The organism is Agromyces albus, assembly GCF_004134825.1.
GTDB lineage: Bacteria > Actinomycetota > Actinomycetes > Actinomycetales > Microbacteriaceae > Agromyces > Agromyces albus.
This window is the reverse complement of record NZ_SDPN01000053.1, coordinates 1-21,353: the sequence shown is the minus strand read 5'-3', so window position 1 is coordinate 21,353 and position 21,353 is coordinate 1. Positions and strand designations below refer to the sequence as shown.

General features: G+C 69.3%; 16 protein-coding genes and 1 pseudogene. 2 read left to right on the top strand and 15 right to left on the bottom strand.

The genetic code is table 11. The features are described from left to right. The coding region (locus ESP51_RS18375; protein ID WP_241843256.1) for a thiamine-phosphate kinase at window positions 1-554 on the bottom strand (554 nt) is incomplete at its 3' end. A 23-nt stretch (window positions 555-577) separates the two neighbouring features. Between ESP51_RS18375 and ESP51_RS18370 the strand changes: the two genes are divergently transcribed. After that, a complete protein-coding gene (locus tag ESP51_RS18370; protein WP_129522340.1) occupies window positions 578-1,078 on the top strand; it encodes a DUF3515 domain-containing protein in 501 nt (166 codons plus the stop codon). On the opposite strand, the gene ESP51_RS18365 is transcribed toward ESP51_RS18370, so the two are convergent. From ESP51_RS18365 to ESP51_RS20895, 14 genes are all read right to left on the bottom strand, one after another. Further along, complete coding sequence (locus ESP51_RS18365; RefSeq protein ID WP_129522339.1) at window positions 1,075-2,166, bottom strand: D-alanine--D-alanine ligase family protein; 1,092 nt, start codon at window positions 2,164-2,166, stop codon at window positions 1,075-1,077. The genes ESP51_RS18370 and ESP51_RS18365 overlap by 4 nt on opposite strands. Continuing rightward, window positions 2,066-3,205, bottom strand: coding sequence for an NAD(P)H-dependent glycerol-3-phosphate dehydrogenase (locus tag ESP51_RS18360; RefSeq protein WP_129522338.1), 1,140 nt, complete (start codon window positions 3,203-3,205; stop codon window positions 2,066-2,068). Before ESP51_RS18360 ends, ESP51_RS18365 begins: the two co-directional genes overlap by 101 nt. After that, window positions 3,195-3,971, bottom strand: coding sequence for a lysophospholipid acyltransferase family protein (locus ESP51_RS18355; RefSeq protein ID WP_241843255.1), 777 nt, complete (start codon window positions 3,969-3,971; stop codon window positions 3,195-3,197). Before ESP51_RS18355 ends, ESP51_RS18360 begins: the two co-directional genes overlap by 11 nt. 7 nt (window positions 3,972-3,978) lie before the next feature. Then, window positions 3,979-5,349: a UDP-N-acetylglucosamine 1-carboxyvinyltransferase gene (murA, locus tag ESP51_RS18350; RefSeq protein WP_129522337.1), complete on the bottom strand. Its 1,371-nt coding sequence runs from the start codon at window positions 5,347-5,349 to the stop codon at window positions 3,979-3,981. After that, window positions 5,346-5,966, bottom strand: a complete 621-nt coding sequence (gene leuD / locus ESP51_RS18345) for a 3-isopropylmalate dehydratase small subunit (RefSeq protein WP_129522336.1) — start codon at window positions 5,964-5,966, stop codon at window positions 5,346-5,348. The genes murA and leuD overlap by 4 nt, the downstream gene beginning before the upstream one ends. A 2-nt stretch (window positions 5,967-5,968) precedes the next feature. Beyond that, a complete protein-coding gene (leuC, locus tag ESP51_RS18340; RefSeq protein WP_129522335.1) occupies window positions 5,969-7,423 on the bottom strand; it encodes a 3-isopropylmalate dehydratase large subunit in 1,455 nt (484 codons plus the stop codon). 115 nt (window positions 7,424-7,538) lie between these two features. Then, window positions 7,539-8,102, bottom strand: coding sequence for an FHA domain-containing protein (locus ESP51_RS18335; RefSeq protein WP_129522334.1), 564 nt, complete (start codon window positions 8,100-8,102; stop codon window positions 7,539-7,541). 9 nt (window positions 8,103-8,111) lie between these two features. Next, window positions 8,112-10,427 (bottom strand): transglutaminase TgpA family protein, encoded by a 2,316-nt coding sequence (locus tag ESP51_RS18330; protein ID WP_129522333.1) that lies wholly within the window; start codon window positions 10,425-10,427, stop codon window positions 8,112-8,114. Continuing rightward, the gene (locus tag ESP51_RS18325) at window positions 10,424-11,629 is read right to left on the bottom strand and encodes a DUF58 domain-containing protein (RefSeq protein WP_241843254.1); all 1,206 of its coding nucleotides are present in this window, start codon (window positions 11,627-11,629) and stop codon (window positions 10,424-10,426) included. Before ESP51_RS18325 ends, ESP51_RS18330 begins: the two co-directional genes overlap by 4 nt. A gap of 89 nt (window positions 11,630-11,718) precedes the next feature. Next, the gene (locus tag ESP51_RS18320; protein ID WP_206737353.1) at window positions 11,719-12,687 is read right to left on the bottom strand and encodes an AAA family ATPase; all 969 of its coding nucleotides are present in this window, start codon (window positions 12,685-12,687) and stop codon (window positions 11,719-11,721) included. A 103-nt stretch (window positions 12,688-12,790) separates the two neighbouring features. Further along, window positions 12,791-17,998 carry an Ig-like domain-containing protein gene (locus ESP51_RS18315; protein WP_129522331.1) on the bottom strand — a complete coding sequence of 1,736 codons (5,208 nt, stop codon included), beginning with the start codon at window positions 17,996-17,998 and terminating at the stop codon, window positions 12,791-12,793. Window positions 17,999-18,176: 178 nt separating this feature from the next. Further along, window positions 18,177-18,893, bottom strand: a complete 717-nt coding sequence (locus ESP51_RS18310) for an FHA domain-containing protein (RefSeq protein ID WP_129522330.1) — start codon at window positions 18,891-18,893, stop codon at window positions 18,177-18,179. Next, window positions 18,890-20,611, bottom strand: coding sequence for a serine/threonine-protein kinase (locus ESP51_RS18305; protein WP_129522329.1), 1,722 nt, complete (start codon window positions 20,609-20,611; stop codon window positions 18,890-18,892). Before ESP51_RS18305 ends, ESP51_RS18310 begins: the two co-directional genes overlap by 4 nt. After that, window positions 20,611-21,057: an FHA domain-containing protein gene (locus tag ESP51_RS20895; protein ID WP_206737352.1), complete on the bottom strand. Its 447-nt coding sequence runs from the start codon at window positions 21,055-21,057 to the stop codon at window positions 20,611-20,613. Before ESP51_RS20895 ends, ESP51_RS18305 begins: the two co-directional genes overlap by 1 nt. Between ESP51_RS20895 and ESP51_RS20890 the strand changes: the two are divergent. Further along, window positions 21,035-21,353 (top strand): annotated as a pseudogene (locus ESP51_RS20890) (hypothetical protein); the annotation flags it as partial. The gene ESP51_RS20895 and the pseudogene ESP51_RS20890 overlap by 23 nt on opposite strands.

Genomic DNA, 21,353 nt, shown 5'->3' with positions numbered 1-21,353 from the left:
CGCGCCGCTGCACCGCGAGCGCCCGCGTGCGCGACGACGTCGCCGACCCGAGCGCCCGACCGCAGCACCGGGGCACGGCCGTCGAGGTCGCCGAACGCCGTGACCGCGATCGTGAGCACCGGCGACGCCGAGAGGTCGCCGCCGACGACGCCCGCCCCGGGTGCCATGGCTGCGAGTCCTTCCCGGAGCCCATCGGCGATGCCCTCGAGCACCGACACCCCCGTGGTGGGCGGTGCGGCGATCGCGACGACGAGCGCCGTCGGGCGAGCACCCATCGCCGCGACATCCGTGAGATTGGTCGCGGCGGCCTTCCAGCCGAGCTCGAACGGGGTCGACCAGGCCAACCGGAAGTCGGGGCCGTGCACCATGAGGTCCGTCGTGACGACGAATCGGCCATCGGCCGCCGCGACCACGGCTGCATCGTCGCCGGCTCCGAGGATCGCCGCGTCGCCCGGGCGCAATCGAGGGAGGATGCGCGCGAGCACCGCCGACTCGCCGAGCTCTCCGACCGTCGGGCCGGTGCGTGGGGAGTCGGTCGGGGCAGGATTCTCCATGCCCTCACGGTAGCCTGAACAGGATGCCTCACCCATTCGTGCCCGCGCCTCGCCGCGCCCGCATCCGCGTGCCGGCGGCGGGCATCGCGGCCCTCGCGGGAGCGCTCATCCTCCCCGGGTGCACCCAGGCGGTGCCCTTCGAGGCGGCGCCCGACGCGAGCGATCCCGATTGCGCGGCGGTCGTGGTCCGGCTGCCCGACGCCGTCGCCGAGCTGACGGCGCGCGAGACCGATGCCCAGGGCACGGGGGCCTGGGGAACACCGGCCTCCGTGCTGCTGAGGTGCGGCGTGCCGTCGCCCGGCCCAACGACCCTGCGCTGCGTGAACGTCGACGGCGTCGACTGGATCATCGACGAGTCCGACGCTCCCCGCTTCCTCTTCACGACCTATGGGCGCACGCCCGCCGTCGAGGTGCTCGTCGACAACGACGTCGTCTCAGGCACGACGGCGATCTCCGACCTCTCGTCGGCGGTCTCGGTCATCCCGGCCGAGCGCGCGTGCACGTCGGTCGACGACGCCGGCTAACGGATGCCGCGAGTGCGGCCGACTTCGATGAGCTCGGTGATGAGCTCGGGGTAGTCGAGCCCCGAGTTGAGCCAGCACGTCGGGAACATCGAGATCGGGGTGAAGCCCGGCATCGTGTTGATCTCGTTGACGACGAACCCCTCCCCCGTGAGGAACACGTCGACGCGCGCGAGGCCCTCCGCCCCGATGGCCTCGAACGCCCGGCGTGCGATGCGCTGCAGTTCGAAGAGCTCGCCGTCGCCGAGGTCGGCGGGGCAGATGAGCTCGACGCCGGGTGCGTCGAGGTACTTCGCCTCGAAGTCGTAGAAGTCCCGCCCCGAGACAACCACCTCGCCGGCAACGCTCACGCGTGCAGCCTCACCGTCGCGGCCCTCGAGCACACCGCATTCGATCTCGCGCCCGACGACCGCCGCCTCGATGAGCACCGTGCGGTCCTCGGCGAACGCCACGTCGAGAGCGGCCTCGAGCTCGGTCCACTCGCCGACCTTCGTGACCCCGACCGAGGAACCGGCCCGGGCCGGCTTGACGAAGACCGGCAGGCCCAACGCGTGGGTGCGGCGCGTCCAGAGCTCGGGATCGGCCTCGAGCGCCGCGCGCGTCACCGTCACCCAGGGCGCGACCGCGATGCCCGCGCTCTCGAGCACCGTCTTCGTGAAGTGCTTGTCCATGCCGATCGCCGACGCGAGCACCCCGTTGCCGACGTACGGAAGCCCGAGGAGCTCGAACATGCCCTGGATCGTGCCGTCTTCACCGAACCGCCCGTGCAGGATCGGGAACACGAGGTCGACGTCGCCGAGCGACGACACCTCCCCATCGGCGACGACGGTGAGCTCGCGGGACGCCGAGCTCTCGGGCCAGTGCACGCGCGTGCCGTTGTCGGCGACCTCGGGGAGGTGCTCGGGGTCGAGGCCGAAGCGCTCGGGGTCATCCGTCTCGAGGACGAACGCACCCTCGTGGGTGATGCCGACCGGGATCACCTCATAGCGGTCACGGTCGATCGCCCGCAGCACTCCGCCCGCCGTGGCGCAGCTGATCGAGTGTTCGCTTGAGCGCCCGCCGAAGAGCAGAACCACCCTGAGCTTGTCCATCCAATGTCCTTTCGCCCTGCGGCTCGTCATCGGTCGTGAGGTGCGGTGCGATGTCCTTCGGATCGAGCGTGCCGGCGAGCACCTGCCGCACCTGCTCGACGATGGGCATCTCCACGCCCTTCGCCCGCGCGAGCTCGAGGACCGGCCCGACCGACGCGAGCCCCTCTGTGGTCTGCTGCATCTGCTTCACGACGTCGTTGAGGTGATACCCCTGGCCCAGGAGGCGCCCCGCGGTGTTGTTGCGCGAGAGCGGCGACTGGCTCGTCGCGATGAGGTCGCCGAGTCCGGCGAGCCCGGAGAGCGTCTCGGGGTGCGCCCCGTAGGCGACCGCGAAGTCGGTCATCTCGACGAGTCCGCGCGTGATGATCGACGCCTTCGTGTTCTCGCCGTAGCCGACGCCGTCGACGATGCCGATCGCCACCGCGATGAGATTCTTGAGCACCCCGCCGAACTCAGTACCGATGACGTCGGTGTTCACGAACGAGCGGAAGTAACGGTTCGTCGCGAGGGATGCCACGGCCTGGGCGGTCTCGAGGCTCGTCGAGGAGACGACGGCCGCCGTAGGCTGCTCCTTCGCGATCTCGAGCGCGAGGTTCGGCCCGGAGATCACCGCGATCTGGGAGGGATCGATCGTGAGCACCTCGGCGATGACCTCGCTCATGCGCAGGCCGGTGCCCTTCTCGACGCCCTTCATGAGCGACACGACGATCGCCTCGGCGTGCAGGTGCGGGGCGATGACCTTGAGATTCTCACGGAGCGACTGGCTCGGCACCGACACGAACACCTGCTCGGCGCCCGCGAGCGCGAGATCGAGCCGAGAAGTGGACCTGAGGCCGAGCGGCAGGTTCACGCCAGGGAGGTAGTCGCTGTTGCGCTTGGCCTCCTGGATCTCGCGTGCGAGCTCCGGCCGTCGGGCCCAGAGCACGACATCGGCGCCGCCGTCGGCGAGGATCTTCGCGAAGGTCGTGCCCCAGCTTCCGGCACCGAGCACGGCGACGCGTTTGCCCGGGCCGCGACGGGCGTTGGTTCTACCCTTCAAAGCGACCGGTCTCCTTCTGCGAGTGCGCGCTCGGGTTCCAGCGTTCGGCTGGAGCGGGTTCGCCGCGCAACTCGGCGAGGAGGCCGGCGATCGCTTCCATGAGCTCGCTCGTGGCCTTGATGAGCGTCGCCTGATCGAGCGGCTTGCCGCGATACGCACTGAGGTCGAGCGGCTCGCCGATCGCGACGTCGATGGTCTTGCGCGGGAAGAGGCTGAGCTTCTTGCCGTAGCGCGGCATGAGCGCCTGCGTGCCCCAGTGCGCGGCGGGGATGATCGGAATGTCGCGTTCGAGCGCGATGCGCACGGCGCCGGTCTTGCCGCGCATCGGCCAGAGCCCGGGGTCGCGCGTGAGGGACCCCTCGGGGTAGACGACGACCATGCGGCCCTTCTCGACGAGCTCTTCGGCTGCGCGGAGCGCGGCATGGCTCTTGCTGCCGGCGCGATCGACGGGGATCTGGCCCGACTTCCGCAGGAGCCAGCCGGCCACCGGCACCTTGAAGAGAGACGCCTTCGCGAGGAATCGCGGCGCGCGCCCGAGCTTCCAGCTCACGATGCCCATCACGACCGGGTCGATCTCGCTGTAGTGATTGGGCGCGAGTACGAACGCGCCCGACTGCGGCATCCGCTCGGGGTGGTGGAACCGGAAGCGGATGGCGAGGTTCATCACCGGCAGGACCAGCCCGGCGAGCACCCAGAAGATGGAGGGGCGGCGGGTCTCCGAACGTGGCTTCGCAGGAGCGTCGGGAGACGAGTCGTCGTGTGGCACTCCCCCATTATCCTTCGAGTTCGAAATCCGCCCCGAGCAACTCGAGCTTCGTGATGAAGTCCTCGTAGCCGCGCGCGATGATGCCGACGTTCGACACGGTCGACCGGCCCTCGGCCGTGAGCGCCGCGATGAGGTGGCTGAAGCCGCCGCGCAGGTCGGGCACCTCGATGTCGGCGCCGACGAGCGCCGTCGGGCCCGAGATGACCGCGGAGTGCTTGAAGTTGCGCTGGCCGAAACGGCACGGACGACCGCCGAGGCACTCCTTGTGCACCTCGATCGACGCGCCCATCTCGACGAGCGCATCGACGAAGCCGAATCGCTGCTCGTAGACGGTCTCGTGCACGATCGAGACGCCCTTCGCCTTCGTGAGGGCGATCACGAGCGGCTGCTGCCAATCGGTCATGAAGCCCGGGTGCACGTCGGTCTCGATGATGACGGGCTTGAGCTCGCCGCCCGGGTGGAAGAAGCGAATGCCGTCTTCCTGGATCTCGAAGTCGCCGCCGACCTTGCGGAACACGTTCAGGAACGTGAGCATCTCGGCCTGGCGTGCGCCGCCCACGAAGATGTCGCCCTCGGTCGCGAGCGCCGCGGCGGCCCAGCTCGCCGCCTCGTTCCGGTCGAAGAGCGCACGATGCGTGTAGCCGTCGAGCTTGGCGACGCCCTCGATGCGGATGACGCGATCGGTGTCGACCGTGATGATCGCACCCATCTTCTGGAGGATGTTGATGAGATCCATGATCTCGGGCTCGATCGCAGCGCCCGAGAGCTCGGTGATGCCGTCGGCGAGCACCGCCGTGAGCAGCACCTGCTCGGTCGCGCCCACGCTCGGGTACGGCAGCGACACCTTGGCGCCGTGCAGCCCGTTGGGTGCCGACATCCGGATGCCGCTCGGGAGCTTCTCGACGATCGCGCCGAAGTTGCGCAGCACCTCGAGGTGGTAGTCGATGGGGCGGTCGCCGATGCGGCAACCGCCGAGGTCGGGGATGAACGCCTCGCCGAGGCGGTGCAGGAGCGGCCCGCAGAAGAGGATCGGGATGCGGCTCGACCCCGCGTGCGCGTCGATGTCGGCCATGTGCGCCGTCTCGACCGCCGACGGGTCGAGGATGAGCTCACCCTCGTCGACGCCGTGCGTGACCGTGACGCCGTGCACCTCGAGGAGGCCCCGCACGATGCGCACGTCGCTGATGTTCGGCACGTCTTTCAGCACGCTGGGGGTGTCGCCGAGGATGGCCGCGACCATCGCCTTCGTGACGAGGTTCTTGGCGCCCTTCAACTCGATGCGACCACGGAGCGGTTTGCCGCCGTTGATCGTGATCTTGTCGACGTTCAACCCGACTGCCGTTCCGTGGTTCTTTGCATCCTGCCCGAGCGTGTTCACAGACTCCCTGATTCCGCCGGCTCCCGGATGGGGAGCGTTTTCGGCCGCCAGGCCTCTCGATGTGATTCGAACTCGGCGATGGCGTTCTCATCCCGCAGGGTGAGACCGATGTCGTCGAGCCCCTCGAGAAGCCTCCACCGAGTGTAGTCGTCGATGTCGAACGGCACGGTGAGCGCACCCGCGCCCACCGTACGCTCAACCAGATCGACGGTCACGGCTATTCCCGGCTCCGCCTCGATCGTCTCCCAGAGGCGCTCGACGTCTTCGTACGCGATCTGCGCGGCGACGAGACCCTGCTTGCCCGCGTTGCCGCGGAAGATGTCGCCGAAGCGCGAGCTGATCACGACGTCGAAGCCGTAGTCGCGCAGCGCCCAGACGGCGTGCTCACGACTGGATCCGGTGCCGAAATCGGGCCCCGCGATGAGGATGCGAGCACCCGCGAACTCGGGACGGTTGAGCACGAACTCGGGATCCTGGCGCCACGCGAAGAAGAGGGCGTCCTCGAATCCGGTCTTCGTGACCCGCTTCAGGAACACGGCGGGGATGATCTGGTCGGTGTCGACGTTGGAGCGGCGCAGCGGCACCGCGGTGCCCGTGACGGTCGTGATCTTGTCCATGGTCAGTTGCCCTCCGCCTGGCTCGCGGCTTCGAGATCCCACGGACCCGAGAGCGTGCCCCTGATCGCGGTGGCCGCGGCGACGAGCGGCGACACCAGGTGCGTGCGGCCGCCCTTGCCCTGCCGGCCCTCGAAGTTCCGGTTGGAGGTCGACGCGCACCGCTCGCCGGGAGCCAGCTGGTCGGGATTCATGCCGAGGCACATCGAGCAGCCCGCGAAGCGCCACTCGGCGCCGAACTCGGTGATGACCTTGTCGAGGCCCTCGGCCTCGGCCTCGAGTCGCACGCGAGCGGAGCCCGGCACGACCATGACGCGCACGCCGTCGGCCTTGTGCTTGCCCTTGATGATCGAGGCGAAGGCCCGCAGGTCTTCGATGCGGCTGTTCGTGCACGAGCCCATGAACACGGCATCGACACGGATGTCTTTCAGCGGCGTCCCGGGGGCGAGGTCCATGTACTCGAGGGCACGCTCGGCGGCGGCGCGCTCGTGCTGGTCGGTGATGGTCGCCGGGTCGGGCACGGCCTCGCTGAGCGAGACGCCCTGGCCGGGATTCGTGCCCCACGTGACGAACGGCTCGAGGGTGTCGGCGTCGATGAAGACCTCGGCGTCGAACTGCGCTCCGTCGTCGGTCGCGAGGGTCTCCCAGTACTCGACTGCGGCGTCCCAGTCGGCGCCCTCGGGTGCATGGGCGCGGCCCTTGAGGTACTCGTAGGTCGTGGCATCCGGAGCCACCATTCCTGCGCGGGCACCCGCTTCGATCGACATGTTGCAGATCGTCATGCGGCCGTCCATCGAGAGCGCGCGGATGGCGCTGCCGCGGTATTCGAGCACGTAACCCTGCCCGCCGCCCGTGCCGATCTTGGCGATCACGGCGAGGATGATGTCTTTCGCCGTCACCCCCGGACGGAGCGACCCCTCGACATTGATCGCCATCGTCTTGAACGGCTTCAGCGGAAGGGTCTGCGTGGCGAGCACGTGCTCGACCTCGCTCGTGCCGATGCCGAACGCCATTGCTCCGAACGCCCCGTGCGTCGACGTGTGCGAGTCGCCGCACACGACCGTGATGCCGGGCTGGGTGAGGCCGAGTTGCGGGCCCACCACGTGCACGATCCCCTGCTCGACGTCGCCGAGCGAGTGCAGACGGATGCCGAACTCAGCGGCGTTGCGCCGCAGGGTCTCGATCTGGGTGCGGCTCGTCGGGTCGGCGATGGGCTTGTCGATCGCGAGGGTCGGGGTGTTGTGGTCTTCGGTCGCGATCGTCAGATCGGGGCGACGCACCGGGCGGCCGGCGAGCCGGAGACCATCGAAGGCCTGCGGGCTCGTGACCTCGTGCACGAGGTGCAGGTCGATGTAGATGAGGTCGGGAGTGCCGGCCTCGCCCTTCTTCACGAGATGGTCTGCCCAGACCTTCTCGGCCAGGGTACGCGGGCGCTCGCCCGTGGGGATCGTGGTGGTCATGCGTTCGTCTTCCTCAGAATCAGTGTCAGCCGTCGACGGACTCCGCGGCGGGGAGGGCCTAGGACGAGGCCCCGCCGCGGCACCGAAGAAGTCGTGGAGCGCGCACGCTCACAGATTACACCGTGTCCCTGTGCAGACGATCCACGTGCAGTTCGAGGTCGCCGAGGAGGAACGAGGCTCCCGGCGGGACGACGGCGGGCATCCCGGGGGCGAGATCGTGCAGTTCGACCTCGGCCGTTCGGATTCGCACGCCATTGGTGGAATGCAGATCGGTGACCGACACGCCATCGGGCGCCGCCTCGACGAGCGCATGGGTCTTCGAGACCGATCGCGCCGGATCGACGATGGGAACGCCCTTCGCATCGGCATGTGGCGGTGCGGCGACCGGGTCGCGACCGAGCACGAGTCGCCCCTCGACGACGAGTTCGAAGCCCCGCTCGCCGGTGAGTCGCCATGGACCGGGTGCCGGCGTCGCGTTCGCAGCGGACGGCGTCGGGGCAGGCCCAGGCATCGGGAGCACCGGGGGCATCGCCGCCGGCGGCGCGAGGTGCGGCGCGGTCGGCACGAACGACGGCAGCGCGCGCCCGGGAACCACCTGGACGGTGCGTTCGGGCTCGGTGTTCTCAGGCGCGTTCGGAATCAGCCCCGGAGGGGGAACGATGAAGTCGGGCGCGGCCACGCAACCACTTTAGCGGCGCGAGCGGATCCGATAGCGGCTGATGGCCCGACGGATTCGTCCCGCGGCGGCGTAGACCGCAGCGGTCGCGGCATCCGCCTCGGTCCAGCGCGCCGTGACGACCTCGTCGGACACCTCGGTGCCGCCGAACACGTCGCGATCGATCGTCGCGGCGAGCGACGCGAGCCGCACCGGCTCGGTGGGCTGTTCGCCGGGCGATCCGTTCGCCCCCGAATGATCGAGACCCTGCTCGGCCGCCTGCCGTTCGAGCATGCGAGCGGACTGCAGGCGAGTGCCTCGCTCGGGCGGCTCGAAGCCGAGCTCCGCGTATCGGTCGATGAGTTCCTCCCACGCGGCGGCCGCGCGCCGATCATTCGCACCTTTCAGCCGCATCCGTCTGCGTCGCCGCTTCATGAGGGCCACGGCGAGGATCGGCAGGAACACGATGGCGAGCGGGATGCCGACGACACCGACGACGACCCAGACCCAGCCGGGCACGGCGAACGCCTCGTCACGATCGTCTTCCGTCTCGTCGATCTCGACGGTCGTGAGCAGGTCGTCCTCGATCTCCTCCGCTCGCGGAGGCTGGCGGACCTGCGGCTGGGGTTCGGACTTCGGCTTCGGCGTCTGTTCCTGCGGCACGTCGACCTGGTCGGGCGTGGGGCGGAACGAGATCCAGCCCACTCCCTCGAACGGCACCTCGACCCACGCGGTGATGTCACCGCCGGTCACCTCGACGCTCCCGCCCTCGGCGGGCACCTCGGGTGCGAATCCCATGACCACCCGGGCGGGATAGCCGAGGTGCCGAGCCATCAATGCCATGGCGGAGGCGTACTGTTCCTCGTCGCCGACCATCTGGGATCGCGTGAAGAGCTCGATGATGCGGTCGGCACCGTGTCCGGCTCGCGACGGCACGGCGTCGGACGCGAGCCCGTGGCTGAGGAATCCGCCGGTCTTGAGCGCACGCTCGATGTTCCGCAGTTGCTCGATCGGACTCGCGGCATCGCCGACGAACTCATCGGCCTTCGCTGCGACCACGTCGGGCGAGTTCGCCACGACGGGCAGCGTCAGGCTCGCAACCGGCACGTCGATGAGCTCCTCGAGTTCGGGCTCCTCCTGGATGCGGGCGTCCAGCCGGTATCTGGCACCGTCACCGAGGCCGCTCGTGAGCACGGCGGTACCGGCGGCCGGGTTGTATCGGAGATCGCCCTCGCGAGCGGCCGTCTCGTCGTCGAGCAACTGGAGCGATGACCCGTAACCCGCCATGGGAATCCAGACGTCGTCGTAGCCGGCCACCTCGACCTCGACCTCACGCCGGCTCCCGAGGCTCGCAAGCAACGGCTCGGGGAGCGACTCACCGACGATCGCATAGCCGCCGCCTTCTGCACCGACGTCGTCGGGACCGGCGACATTCCACAGCCGGCCCGTGTACGAGTCCATCGTCGCCAGGCGGATCGTGTCTCCCGGCTCGAGTCCGGTGACCTCGAAGAGCGGCGTCTCGGCGAGGGTCTTGGTGTACTTGCGGAACCCGGCCAACGGGCTCGGGAACTCGAGCGGGTCGAACGGCGGCACGATCTCCTCGCGCAGCACGAACCGGTCGGGCGTCACGGGTGCGAGGGCTGCCCCGGCGAGCGTTCCGACGGCGATGGCGCCCGCCACGACGATCGCCGTGCCTGCGAGCTTCTGCTTGCGCAGGCGCTGCGCCCCCTCGCCGCTCGCCTCCACGGTCGCGCCGCGACGCCAGGCGATCCAGACCAGGGCCAGCACCGCGAAGGTCACGCCACGCACCCCGGCGAAGTAGGCCTCGTCGGTGCCGAGCAGGATGCCGGAGACGTACAGGAGGATCGGTCCGATCAGCAGCACGCTCGATCGGAGTGCAGTGCGGCGCCGCACGAGCCATCTCGTGACGAGCATGGTGCCGACGAGCGAGACGACCCAGGCCGCGAAGTACGGGACGGCCGCGACATAGTACGGCGCCTCGACGGGCGTGCCGATCGTCACGATGTCGGCCCAGCCGAACACGGCGCCGAATGCGAGGCCCACGATCGACTCGAGGCTCGGCAGCACGACGAAGGTGCCCGCGCCCGGCATGGTGAACGGCGTGCCGAGCAGGAAGTACCCGGCAAGGCCGAGGAGCACCGTGGTGAGCACTCCGAGTCGCCAGAGCGATCCCGCGACAGCGGCCAACGTGCCGACGGCGAGCCCGCCGAAGGCCGCCAGGAGGAAGTTCAGGTCGCCGAACGACGTCTCGTAGCCGAGTACGCCGATCAGGGAGAGCGCACTGAGGACGAGGATGTCGCCGACGACGCTGCGGGAAAGCCTGGTCATGGCCGCACCCTCCGCATGATTCGAGGGAGATCGGCGAGGTCGCCGATGGTCACGATGACCGCGCCGGCGATCTTCGACATGCGGGATGCCGCGCCGAGCTCGACGCGCATCGCCACCATCGTCGTGTCGGCGCTGAAGACCGTCTCGATGGAGCGGAACTCCGCAACGGGCATGGCTGAGCCGGCGACGGCGATCACGACGCTCGGCGGAGGCAACCGCTTCGTGGCCTCGCGAACGAAGTCTCGCACCGAGGCGAACTCGCCGCCCGTCGGTTCGATTCGCGACGAGTCGTCGAGCAGCGTCGTCGGCGTGGCCGTGCGAAGGGCGAGGCCCTCTGTGACCACCGCGAGTCGCGTGCCGTCGCGAATGACCTGCACCGCGATCGAGGCGAGCACCGAGACGCCGAGCTCGAACTCCTCATCGGACGCGTAGAACTTGCGTTCGGTCGTCTGCAGGAGGGTGAGCTGCGATCGCCGCGTCTCCTCGTACTGGCGCACCATGAGCTGACCGGTGCGCGCCGAGGTGCGCCAGTGCACGTTGCGCAGTGCGTCGCCCGGCGCGTAGGCGCGCAGGGCGTGGAACGAGATGTCGTTGTTGGTGATGGTCTTGGTGATCTCACCCTCGAGGTCGCGCATGAGCCCTGCCGCCGACGGTTGCAGCCTCGCCGTGATCGGGTGCACGAACAACTCCACGGGATCGGTCCAGCGCACGGTGCGCCGAAGCAGGCCGAGCTGGTCTCCGCGAACCGACTCAGCCGGGCCCGCCACGATGACAGCCCGCCGGTTGGTCGGCACGGCGAACAGCTCCTCGTGCTCGGCTTCCGGCGCGAGCGCCGGCACCATGAACTCCGCGAGACCGGCTCCGACGGGCAGCTCGAGTCGCGACGGCGTCGACGCGCGAGTGCCGGCGTTGGTGACCAGCATCCGGCCCAGCGCTCGCTCCCCTGCCACGACGCGCGCGGGCTGCAGCTCGATTCCGACCCGGTAGCTCATGCGGCCGAACACGAACGATACGGCGATGACGAGCGCCGCAAGCAACGTGAAGCCGAGGAACGCGAACTCGATCCAGCCGAACGACCACGCGAGCAGCAGCGACACGATCGCTGCCGAGAGCACGAGCCATCCCGTCGTCGAGACGACGTCGACGACGGGCGACGCGAACCGGGCGGCGGTCTGCGCCGCGCCGGCGGCACGCGTCGTCATCGATCGAGCGGATGTCGCGACGGCTCGACCGATCGTGCGCACTGCGATGCGCGCCTGCGATGGGGCCGGTCGCGCCGCGGTCTCCCCGCTCATGCCGCCCGGTACGCGGGCGGAGCGATCTCGACGAGCACTCGGGAGACGATGTCTTCGGCGGTGATGCCGGCGAAGTCGGACTCGGGGTCGACGATGATGCGGTGGGCCAGCACGGGCACGGCGAGATCGCGCACGTCGTCGGGAGTGACGTAGGTGCGGCCGTGGGCGATCGCCCACGACTTCGTCGCTCGCGCGAGCGCGAGTGCGCCGCGCATGCTGACGCCGAGGGCGGTGTCCTGGTGCTCCCTCGTCGCGGCGACGATCTGGTTGAGGTACGAGAGCACGGATGCGTCGACGTACACGTCGGAGGCCAGTTGCGCCATCGTGATGATCGAGCTCGAGGCGATGATCGGCGAGACGCGGGATGCGCGGGCGCGGTTGGCCGAATCGAGCAGCAGCGTCACGGCCGTGTCGTGGTCGGGATATCCGAGCGACGTCTTGATCAGGAACCGGTCGAGCTGCGCCTCGGGGAGCGTGTAGGTGCCGGCCTGCTCGACAGGGTTCTGCGTGGCGATCACCATGAACGGGCTGCCGACGTCGTAGCTCACGCCGTCGACGGTGACCTTGCCCTCCTCCATGACCTCGAGGAGCGCCGACTGCGTCTTGGGGCTCGCGCGGTTGATCTCGTCGGCGAGCACGATCGACGCGAAGATCGGGCCGCGGTGGAACTCGAAGTGAGCCTTGCCCTGGTCGTAGATCGTGACGCCCGTGACGTCTGAGGGCAGCAGGTCGGGGGTGAACTGGATGCGCGAGTGGGTGCCGTCGAGCGTGTTCGCGAGCGCCTTGGCGAGCACCGTCTTGCCGGTTCCGGGGAAGTCCTCGAGCAGCACGTGCCCGCCGGCCAGCATGGCGGTCACGACGAGCTCGATGACCTCCCGCTTGCCGAGGATGGCCTGGTCGACGTTGTCGACGAGCTTGCTGAAGGCGTCCTGGTACCACAGGGCCTGTTCTTGCGTCACGGACACGTTCGGACTCTCCCTCCATTGCGGGCGCCGCGTTCGACTGCCCGTTTGCCGTACTCCACGGCACCTGACTGCTGCGACCTCAACGCCGGGCCCTCACGCCCGCTCACCAATTGTTGCTCCTGACGCCGTCGATGATGACGTACGCGTCGGAGAACCCGCACCAGGAGTCGGGGTAGCTGCCGGAATAACTGCCGCGTCCGCCGTTGACCTGGATCCGGATGTTCGTACTCAGCTGGGTTCCGCTGCAGTACGCGTACCCGGATGCGGTGCCATCTGGGAAGCCCGACACCGAGACGTTGTAGAACCAGCAATTGCTGCTCTCGCACGAGCCGTTCGGGCCGGGTGGGATGTAGCCGGTGCGGGCGCCCTTCGACAGCGACACGATCTTCGGAGGGTTGCTGACGCCCACGGCGGCGGCATCTGCTGGGCCCGTCTGGTTGCTGCCGTTGTTGATGGCCCGCACCTCGATGCGATACGTGCCGGCGCCCCTGTTGTTGATCGTGGCCGAGCGGCTCGTCGTCTGGTTCCAGCCGCCGCCGTCGAGCCGCCACTCGTACTTGACGGAGCCGCCGCCCGTCGAGTTCGGGGGATCCCACCTTGCGGTGAGATCGGCGGGTGCGTCGCCGGAGGCGGTGAACGAGGTGATGCGCGGCGCGCTCGGCGTGCCGTATGGCGTACCGTCCGTGCCGGGCGAGGGAGCCGACGTGCCGATCGCGTTCACGGCGCGCACCGTGAACGTGTACGTGGTGCCGTTCGTGAGGCCGTCGATCCGCTGCCCGACGCCCGCCGCGGACGCAGGGAAGTCGGCGGTTCTGCCGTTGTACTCGACGACGTACCTCGTGATCGGCGAGTTGTTGTTCGCCGGGGCCCTCCACGTCACGGTCGCCGCGGCATCGCCCGCGTTGACCGTCGGGGCGTTCGGCGCATCGGGAGCCGCACGCACGATGATCGTCGCGCGGCCCTGCGTCTCACGCGCCGGGTCCTTCGTGGCGTCCTGGATCCGGTAGATCACGCTCAGCGTTCCGGTGAACGAGGCACCGGTGCGCACGGTGATGCCCTCGGCGGTGAAGCTCACCGAGGCGCTCGATCCGACATCCGCTTGGTCGATCGCCGCGCCCACGACCCGGAGCGGCACCTCGGGGAAGGGGTTGAAGTCGTTGGCGAGCACATCGACCGCCTGGGTCTGGCTGCGCTGCATCTCGACGGGCCCGTCGTCGACGGCCTGTGCCGGAGCTCGCGTCGACGAGACGACCTTCACGTCGACGTAGCCGGGAACCGTGAACTCGTTGAACTTCACGTCGAAGGTGATTCGCGTCGACGTGCCGGGCTGAACGCCGAGCGGCGCGGAGAGGTTCAGCGTGCCGCCGTCGATCGTCGCCTGGATGTCGGCGGTGGTGCCGCCGGTGATCGAGTAGCTGATCCGCTGGATCGCATCGGGGTTCGGGTGGTCGCTCGAGGACCTCAGATCGACCTGGAGCGCGGGCTCGCCCGCCTCGATCGTCTCGCTGCGCGGCGTGAACACCGGCGGCGTGTCCTCGAAGTTCGGATCGCCGACCGTGATCGGGATCGTGAGGATCGCCTTGCGTCCCTTCGGGTCATCGGCCGACGAGCCGTCGGTCACCTCGAACGTGACCGACGCCTCGCCGCGATAGTCCTTCGCCGGCACGTACTGCAGGTTCTCGCCATCGATGAACGCCGACTCCCCGGCGTTGGTGCTCGTGGCCGACAGGATGAGCGCAGGGTTGCCCGAGGGGACGACCACGATGTCTGCGACGTTCCAGCTGATCTTGCCGTTCATGGGAATGACGATGGGCTCGAGGTCGGCGAGATGCGGCCCCGGGATGGTCGGCTCCTCTTCGGCGGCGTCCTCCGTGGCGCTCACCGACGGCGGAACGATGACGAAGGCCATCGCGTCGAGGTCGTCGAGCTCGTTCGTGAGCCGGTATGCGACGGCGAAGCGCTCCTTCGCCGGGCGCACGACGATGCTGCCGTCGGCCTGCACCTCGGCCCGGTTCGCGTTGGGGCCCTCGACCGACACGACGAGGTCCTCGACGAGACCTCCCGCGTTCGTGGCATCGTCGAGCGGGCTCACTTCGACCGAGTCGACGTCGAGCACGTCTTCGGGTTCGATGACCTGGTCTTCGGCGGTCGGCGGCAGGATGACCGCATTCTCCTTCACCGCGACCTGCAGGAACGCGCTGTCGGCGCCGCCGTGCCCGTTCGAGATCTCGTAGCGGATCGTGAACGCGCCCTCCTGTTCTGGAGCGGTGACCACGACGCGGCGTTGCTCGCGCACCTTGGCCTTGATGCCCTCGTCGACCTCGGCGAGACCGGTCACCTTCAGTGCGTAGCCGCTCGGATCGGAGTCGTTCAGGAGCACCTCGACGGATGCCGTACGGCCGGGCTTCATCTCGACGGTGTCGTCGACGGCCTTCGGGGGCAACGCGACCGCCGGCCGCGGAATGACGCCGATGCGAATGGTGCCGATGGCGACCTCGCCTTGCGTGTCGCGAAGCTCGTAGGTGAAGGTGTCGGTGCCCGTCGAGCCCGCGAACGCCTCATACGTGAACGAGGTGCTGGTCTGGTCGGCGACGCGGCCGAGACTCGGCGCCGCCTTGATTCCCGTGAGCACGACCGAGTCGCCGTCGGGGTCGAGTCCGTCGAGCGGCACGTCGATCTTCACGGCGGATCCCGCGAAGGTGCGCGAGGTGAGCGGCGTGGGCAGTGGCGGCCGATTCTCGCCGGCATCCTTCGCGACCACGGTGAAATTGACCTGTGCGCGAGCGGTCTGTTCGAAGTCGTCGCCGATCGTGTAGACGACCGAATACTGGCCGGCAGCTTCGGGCGCTTGGAAGCGCACCGTCTCCTCACTCACGAAGGCGAGCCCCTCGGGGGTCTGCGCTTCCGCGAGATCTGGCAGCACGTGGATCTTCGCCCCGTCGGGGTGATAGTCGTTGTCGAGCACGGGAACCGTGACGATGTCTCCGGCGCGCACGTTGACGTTGTCGTCGAGCGCCACCGGCGGCTGGTTGTTCACGAGCGGCGGCACCGGCACGACGATGACCGTGGCGGTGGCCGTCTCGATGCCGTCGGAGATCGTGTAGCTGAACTGCAGCTGTCGATCCAGCGCCGCAGAGGCCGTCACGCGGGCGACGGTGTTCGTGATGATCTCGACGGAGACGAGGTCGTCGGTCATCGAATCGTCGACGGATTGCACCGCGAGCACGCGCCCGGTGGGTGACACGTCGTTGGCGAGCACGGGCACCGAGGTCGGCTCACCGGGCCGCAGGTAGGCGGTGTCCTTCACGGCGATCGGCGGTTGCGCCTCGGCGGGCGGATCCACGACCTGCACGCGCACGAGCCCGACGCTGACCGCGGCATCCGCTCCGAGGTTGTAGACGAAGATGTACTCCCCCGGCGCGTTGGCAGTGAAGCCGATCGTGCCGCGTTCGAGGTTCGGTGTCACGGATGCCCCGCCAGGCACGTCGGCGACGCCGAGCAGCGAGAGCGGCGCGCCCGACGGTGTCAAGTCGTTCTCGAGGGGGTTCACGAGCACCGTCTCGCCCGTGAACACCTTGGCGAAGTCGGGCGTTCCGACGGGATTCAGCGTGCCCGTGGGCTTGACGTCGACCGTCAGGACGCCGGCCGCCGTGGCCTGACCGTCGGAGACCGTGAACTGCACTTCCTTGAGCCCGAGCTCGCCCGATTGGTGATCGAACGTCACGAAACCATCGGGGCTGAACCGCGCGGAATCGCCACTCGTCGGCGAGGCGTTGACGAGGAACACGTCGTCGCCGTCGGGGTCGATCCAGTCCGCGAGCACGTTGTACGAGATCTGCTGGCCCTGCTCCACGCTCACCGCACCCGAACGGAGCGACACCGGCGCCGCGTTCTCAGGCTCGGGCACGACCCGCACGTTCACCGACGCCTCGGATGCGCCCTTCCGGCCGTCATCCACGCCGTATCGGAACGAGACCGTGCCGGCAGCACCCTCAGCCGGCGTGAACTGCAAGGCCCGACCGCCATCGATCAGCTCGAGCCGCCCCTGCGACTCCGCGACCTCCGACGTGCCGCTCACCGTCAACACGTCGCCATCGGGATCCGTGTCGTTCTCGAGCACCTCCAGCACCGTGGTGCGCCCAGGACGCACGCCGTAGTCGTCGTCTCGTGCCAGCGGCGGACGGTTCGCCTCGGTGCGCTCGGCCAGCGTGTCTTCAAAGGTCTGCTGGGCGCTCTTCTCGTCGCCCTCGAGCTCGTCGGACTCCTCGGGCGGTGTGACCTCGTCCCAGTTGTCGACCAGCCGAAGATCCGAATCCACGAGCCACGCGTTGCCGTTGGTCAGGTCGTTCAGCACGATCACATCCCGGTTCACCCGGAACTCCAGCCGCGAGCCCACCGTCGGCTGCTCGATCTGCTGCGGCGCAGGCTTCCCGCCCTCGCACGCCGAAAGATACATCGACGACGTCGCCCACGCCCCGTGCGCACATCCGTTCAGCCACACGGGCGCGGCAACCTCGTCGGCCGCCTCCGCTGCAACGTCGGCCCCGTTCTCGACGACCCGAACGTCGCCCCCGCCGAGCGGCACCTCGAGCAACGCCGACGCCGACGCCACGAACGCCGAATCGTGCTCGGCACCCGACTGCTGCAGCCTCAGCCCATCCTCGGGCAGCTCGGTCACCCGCCCATCGACGACGAGTGCGTTGCGCTGCACGTCGAAGATGACCGCACGATCCCCCACCGCCGCCAATTGGTGCTCACCCAGCTTCGGCATCTCCGAAGGCGTCGGATCGCCTCCGCCCGGCGCGACGCGGTACAGGGTCTGCTTCGACGGTGACGTCGCGAGAACCTCTCCCTTGGAGGTCACCGCGACCTGGGCGCCCTCGCCCAGCTTGACCAGCGGATCGGTGCCGCGCGGGTCGAACGAGAGTTCCCCGCCCGCGGGCATGGTCCACAGCTCGCCCTTCGACGAGAGGATCGCGAACACATCGCCGCCGTAGGCGATCTCGGAGCCGAGCGGCACGTCCACCCGTTGCGTCAGGGTCGTGAACGCAGGGTCGATTCGCTCGATCGAACCGGCGCTCGCGTCGTAGAGGAACGCGTCGTCGCCGTTCTGGAAGACGTCCATGTCGTTCGACACGGTGCTCACGGCGGCGTCGAGCTCTTCGATCTGCCGATTGAGGCGACCGGCGAGCAGCTCCTCGCCGTTGGTCACCCACACCTCACGCGCACGCAGGTCGGGATCGGTGACCGGGAACCCCTGATGCAGCACGGCGAACGTGAGCGGCACACCTGCGAGCACGGAAATGGCCACGGTCGTGGCCAACGTCTTGCGAGGGCGAAGCCAGGACGAGAAGGTACCCAACCGTCACTCCCTGATTTTCACTGCAGATACGAGCATGAGATCGGGATCGGCCCCCAACTCCGGGGTACACGCTAACACGGGTGATGACGGGTGCCACATGGGGAGAACTCCCCTCGCCGTGCGTCGCTCATTCCGACGGAACCTGCTTGGACTCCTCGCGATCAGTATCGAGCAGGGCGAGGTCGTCGATGCTCACGAGCCGCGTCGCCACGGCATATTCGACGAGCCGCGCTCGCCGATTCGTCGCGAGCTTTCCGCGGCCGCCGCGGAGTCCGTTGACCCCGATCTTGTCGAGCTTCTCGCAGACGTTGTCGAGCTTGCGATTGAACGTCGTCATGCTCCATCCGAGGCGTGCCGCCGCCTCGGCCGAACTCGGAACCACGGCCCGGCCGGCGGATGGCTGCGACAGCAGGTTCTCCGCGAGCGCCACCACGAGCAGCCGCTGGCTGCTCGTGAGCGTGACCGGCAGCACGGTGGTGCCGCCGTCGACCGGAGTCGCGGTGAGCGAGGTGTTGTAGAAGTCCTCTTCGGCGTGCACCGTGAAGTCGTACGTCGTCGCGCCGGCACTGAACATGACGTGCACGGCCTGGAACACGAGCGGGAGCTTCGCCCCGGGCGCCACCCACGCCTGCACGCTGCCCGTCGCGTCGGAGACCGTTGCCGAGAGCAACTGTCCGACGTTCGAGAGCCACCACAGTCCGTATTCGGCCGAGAGGGTCAGGAAGGTGCGGTGGAGGTAGGGGTTGTCATCGATCGTGAGGTCGGATTCCCGGCCGATCGTGAAGGGCTCCCCCGCCTCGACGGTGTACCACTCCCCGCAGTACTCGACGCGCAGGGGCCTCATGGTGAGCACCCCCGCTGGGGCTCCGAGGTCTTGCTGCCTCGTTGCACCTGCACGTCGATGCAGAGCGGCACTCCGGGCGTCGCCCCGCTGATCGTGATGGTCGGCCCCTCGGAGACCTGCGCACTCCCGCTGCCGTCGGCGCGCTTCCAGCGGTAGACGTCGCCGTTCTCGATGGGTTCGTGGGAGACCTCGAACGCGACGGAGGCGCCGTCGGCGCTCGGCACGCCGGGCGAGATCGTCGGCATCGGAACGGTGGCAGCCAGGAGGGCGTCGTCGGGCTTCGCGGTCGGCGTCGTCGGCGGCGTGGGCATCGACAGCGTGCCGGAGAGCGCGATGGCGATGCCGACGACGGCGAGCACGACGACGCCGGCAGCGACGCCGATGACGGCGCCGACGCTCGGCCGACGGGACTTCGCCTTGGTCTCGCCGGGCGACGCCGCAGCGGCACCCGCCCTCGCCGCGTTTGGCGGTCGCACGACCGTCGCGTCGGCGATCGAGGTGTTCGTGATCGCAGGCGAAGCGGCCGGGGCACGGCCATGAGCGGGTGCGGATGCCGCGGCGCCGCGAGTGCGCACGACCGTGTGGTCGTCGACGGGCGTTCCCGCCGGCGACGCGCCCGTGGGAACCCGCGGTTGCGGGTCGACCCGCTGGGGCGAACGCGCGCGGGTGGCATCCTCGTCGCCCATGGCAGCCGGCGCCGGTGCCACCGGTCGCGGCGACTGGGCCTCGACGGTGCGAACGGAGCGAGCGCGCGTGGCATCCGCTTCGTCGGTCTCGTCGGCTTCTGCACGGGTGGAGGCGAGGTTCGGCACCTCGATGTTCGTCGCCGCGTAGCCGAGCTCGAGCTCGACCCGCTGCAGGGCGCGCGCGAACTCGACGGCGCTCGGGTAGCGCTCGTCGCGCCGTGTCGCCATGCCCTTTGCGAGCACGGTCTTGAGGCTGCGCGGCACGTCGTCTCGGTCGATCGGCGTGATGGCACCGCGTTCGATGCGCCCGATGAGGTCGAGCGAACCGTTCGATCGCCCCGCGATCTCGAACGGGGTGCGCCCCGCGAGCAGGGTGTACACCGTCGCCGCGAGCGAGAAGACGTCGCTGCGCGTGTCGGGCTTCGGGTCGTCTTCGAACATCTCAGGCGGCGACCAGGGCACGCTCATGCCCACCGCCGATTGGGCCGACCCGGTCGACGAGCTGTCGGGCGCCGCCGTGATCGTGTGGACCGGCAGCTCACCCTCGAGATTCGAGGAGATGCCGAAGTCGGTGAGGGCGGGCCAGCCGTAGTCGTTCGTGAGCACGTTCGCCGGCTTGATGTCGCGATGGAGGATTCCGGCGCCGTGCGCGGTGGCGATGGCGCCTGCGAGTCGGATGCCGGTGCGGAGCCCGTCTTCGACGGCGAATCGTTCGCGCTTGTACCGTTCGGCGAGGCTCGGGCCGGAGCAGTACTCCATGACGAAGTACGGGCGGCCGTCGGCCGAGACATCCGCGTGGAAGATCGTGACGATGAAGGGGTGCGCCGACAGCTGCGCCATGAGGTTCGCCTCGGCGACGAACTGCGCCCTCGTGTCGCGCCCGAGCTCTTCGGTGAGCAGCACCTTGACGGCGACCTTGCGACGGGGCAGCCGCTGCTCGTAGAGGAACACGTCGGCGAAGCCGCCCGATCCGAGGAGGCCGAGCGAGGTGTAACCCGGGAGTTCGGGCGGTGTCGACGGTGCTCGGCGCATCAACCGCCCACCACCTGCACGGTCCAGCCGCCGCCGAGGTCGACGACCGTGCCGGTGAGGACCGGGGTGGGATCACCAGCGCGCAGTTTCACGGGCGGCTTGCCCGGGGCCACCACGTGCGTGCCGTTGCGCGAATGCAGGTCGGTGATCACGACCGTGTCGCCCTCGAGGGTCAGGCGGACGTGGCTGCGCGAGATGTCGGGGTCGCCGACACCGATCGTGAGCAGCCGAGGAATGCGGCCTCCCGACACCTTGCTGACACTGGGCGCGCGCCCGAGCACGACCTCGTGACCGATCGGCTCGAGGGTGCCGTCGGGCATGCGGACGCTTGCCAGTGGAGTGACGGATGCCGCGGCAACGCCGCCCGCCGGCGTCGCGGCGTCTGCGCCTGCCTGCGCGGCGCGCTGCTCCCGGAGACGGCGGATGTCGACGCTTGCGACGGTCATGCCGTCGTGGTCGCCGTCGAACTCGGGTTCGGCAGCGCCGTCCGGCGCGCTCGGGGCGAATCCGGCCGGGGGAACGATCGCCGAGATCGGCGTCGCCGGTGTCGAGACCCCGGCGACCGTCTCCTCGACCGACACCATGGTCTGCTCGGCCGGCGTTGACGGGGCCGGCGAAGCCGATCGCTCCGATGGCTTCGCCACCGTCTGCTCGGCGACCGCCGCGGCCGCGGAGGGAACGGGCGGTGGCGGGGGCCTCATCGCCACCGGCGCTGCCGGCGCTGCCGGCGCTGCCGGCGCTG

Bases quoted from the DNA above. Each gene is read 5' to 3' on its own strand.
- ESP51_RS18365 (WP_129522339.1), bottom strand. From the start codon at position 2,166: ATGGACAAGCTCAGGGTGGTTCTGCTCTTCGGCGGGCGCTCAAGCGAA.
- ESP51_RS20895 (WP_206737352.1), bottom strand. From the start codon at position 21,057: ATGACCGTCGCAAGCGTCGACATCCGCCGTCTCCGGGAGCAGCGCGCC.
- leuC (WP_129522335.1), bottom strand. From the start codon at position 7,423: ATGACCACCACGATCCCCACGGGCGAGCGCCCGCGTACCCTGGCCGAG.
- ESP51_RS18305 (WP_129522329.1), bottom strand. From the start codon at position 20,611: ATGCGCCGAGCACCGTCGACACCGCCCGAACTCCCGGGTTACACCTCG.
- leuD (WP_129522336.1), bottom strand. From the start codon at position 5,966: ATGGACAAGATCACGACCGTCACGGGCACCGCGGTGCCGCTGCGCCGC.
- ESP51_RS18370 (WP_129522340.1), top strand. From the start codon at position 578: ATGCCTCACCCATTCGTGCCCGCGCCTCGCCGCGCCCGCATCCGCGTG.
- ESP51_RS18310 (WP_129522330.1), bottom strand. From the start codon at position 18,893: ATGAGGCCCCTGCGCGTCGAGTACTGCGGGGAGTGGTACACCGTCGAG.
- ESP51_RS18325 (WP_241843254.1), bottom strand. From the start codon at position 11,629: ATGACGACGCGTGCCGCCGGCGCGGCGCAGACCGCCGCCCGGTTCGCG.
- ESP51_RS18330 (WP_129522333.1), bottom strand. From the start codon at position 10,427: ATGACCAGGCTTTCCCGCAGCGTCGTCGGCGACATCCTCGTCCTCAGT.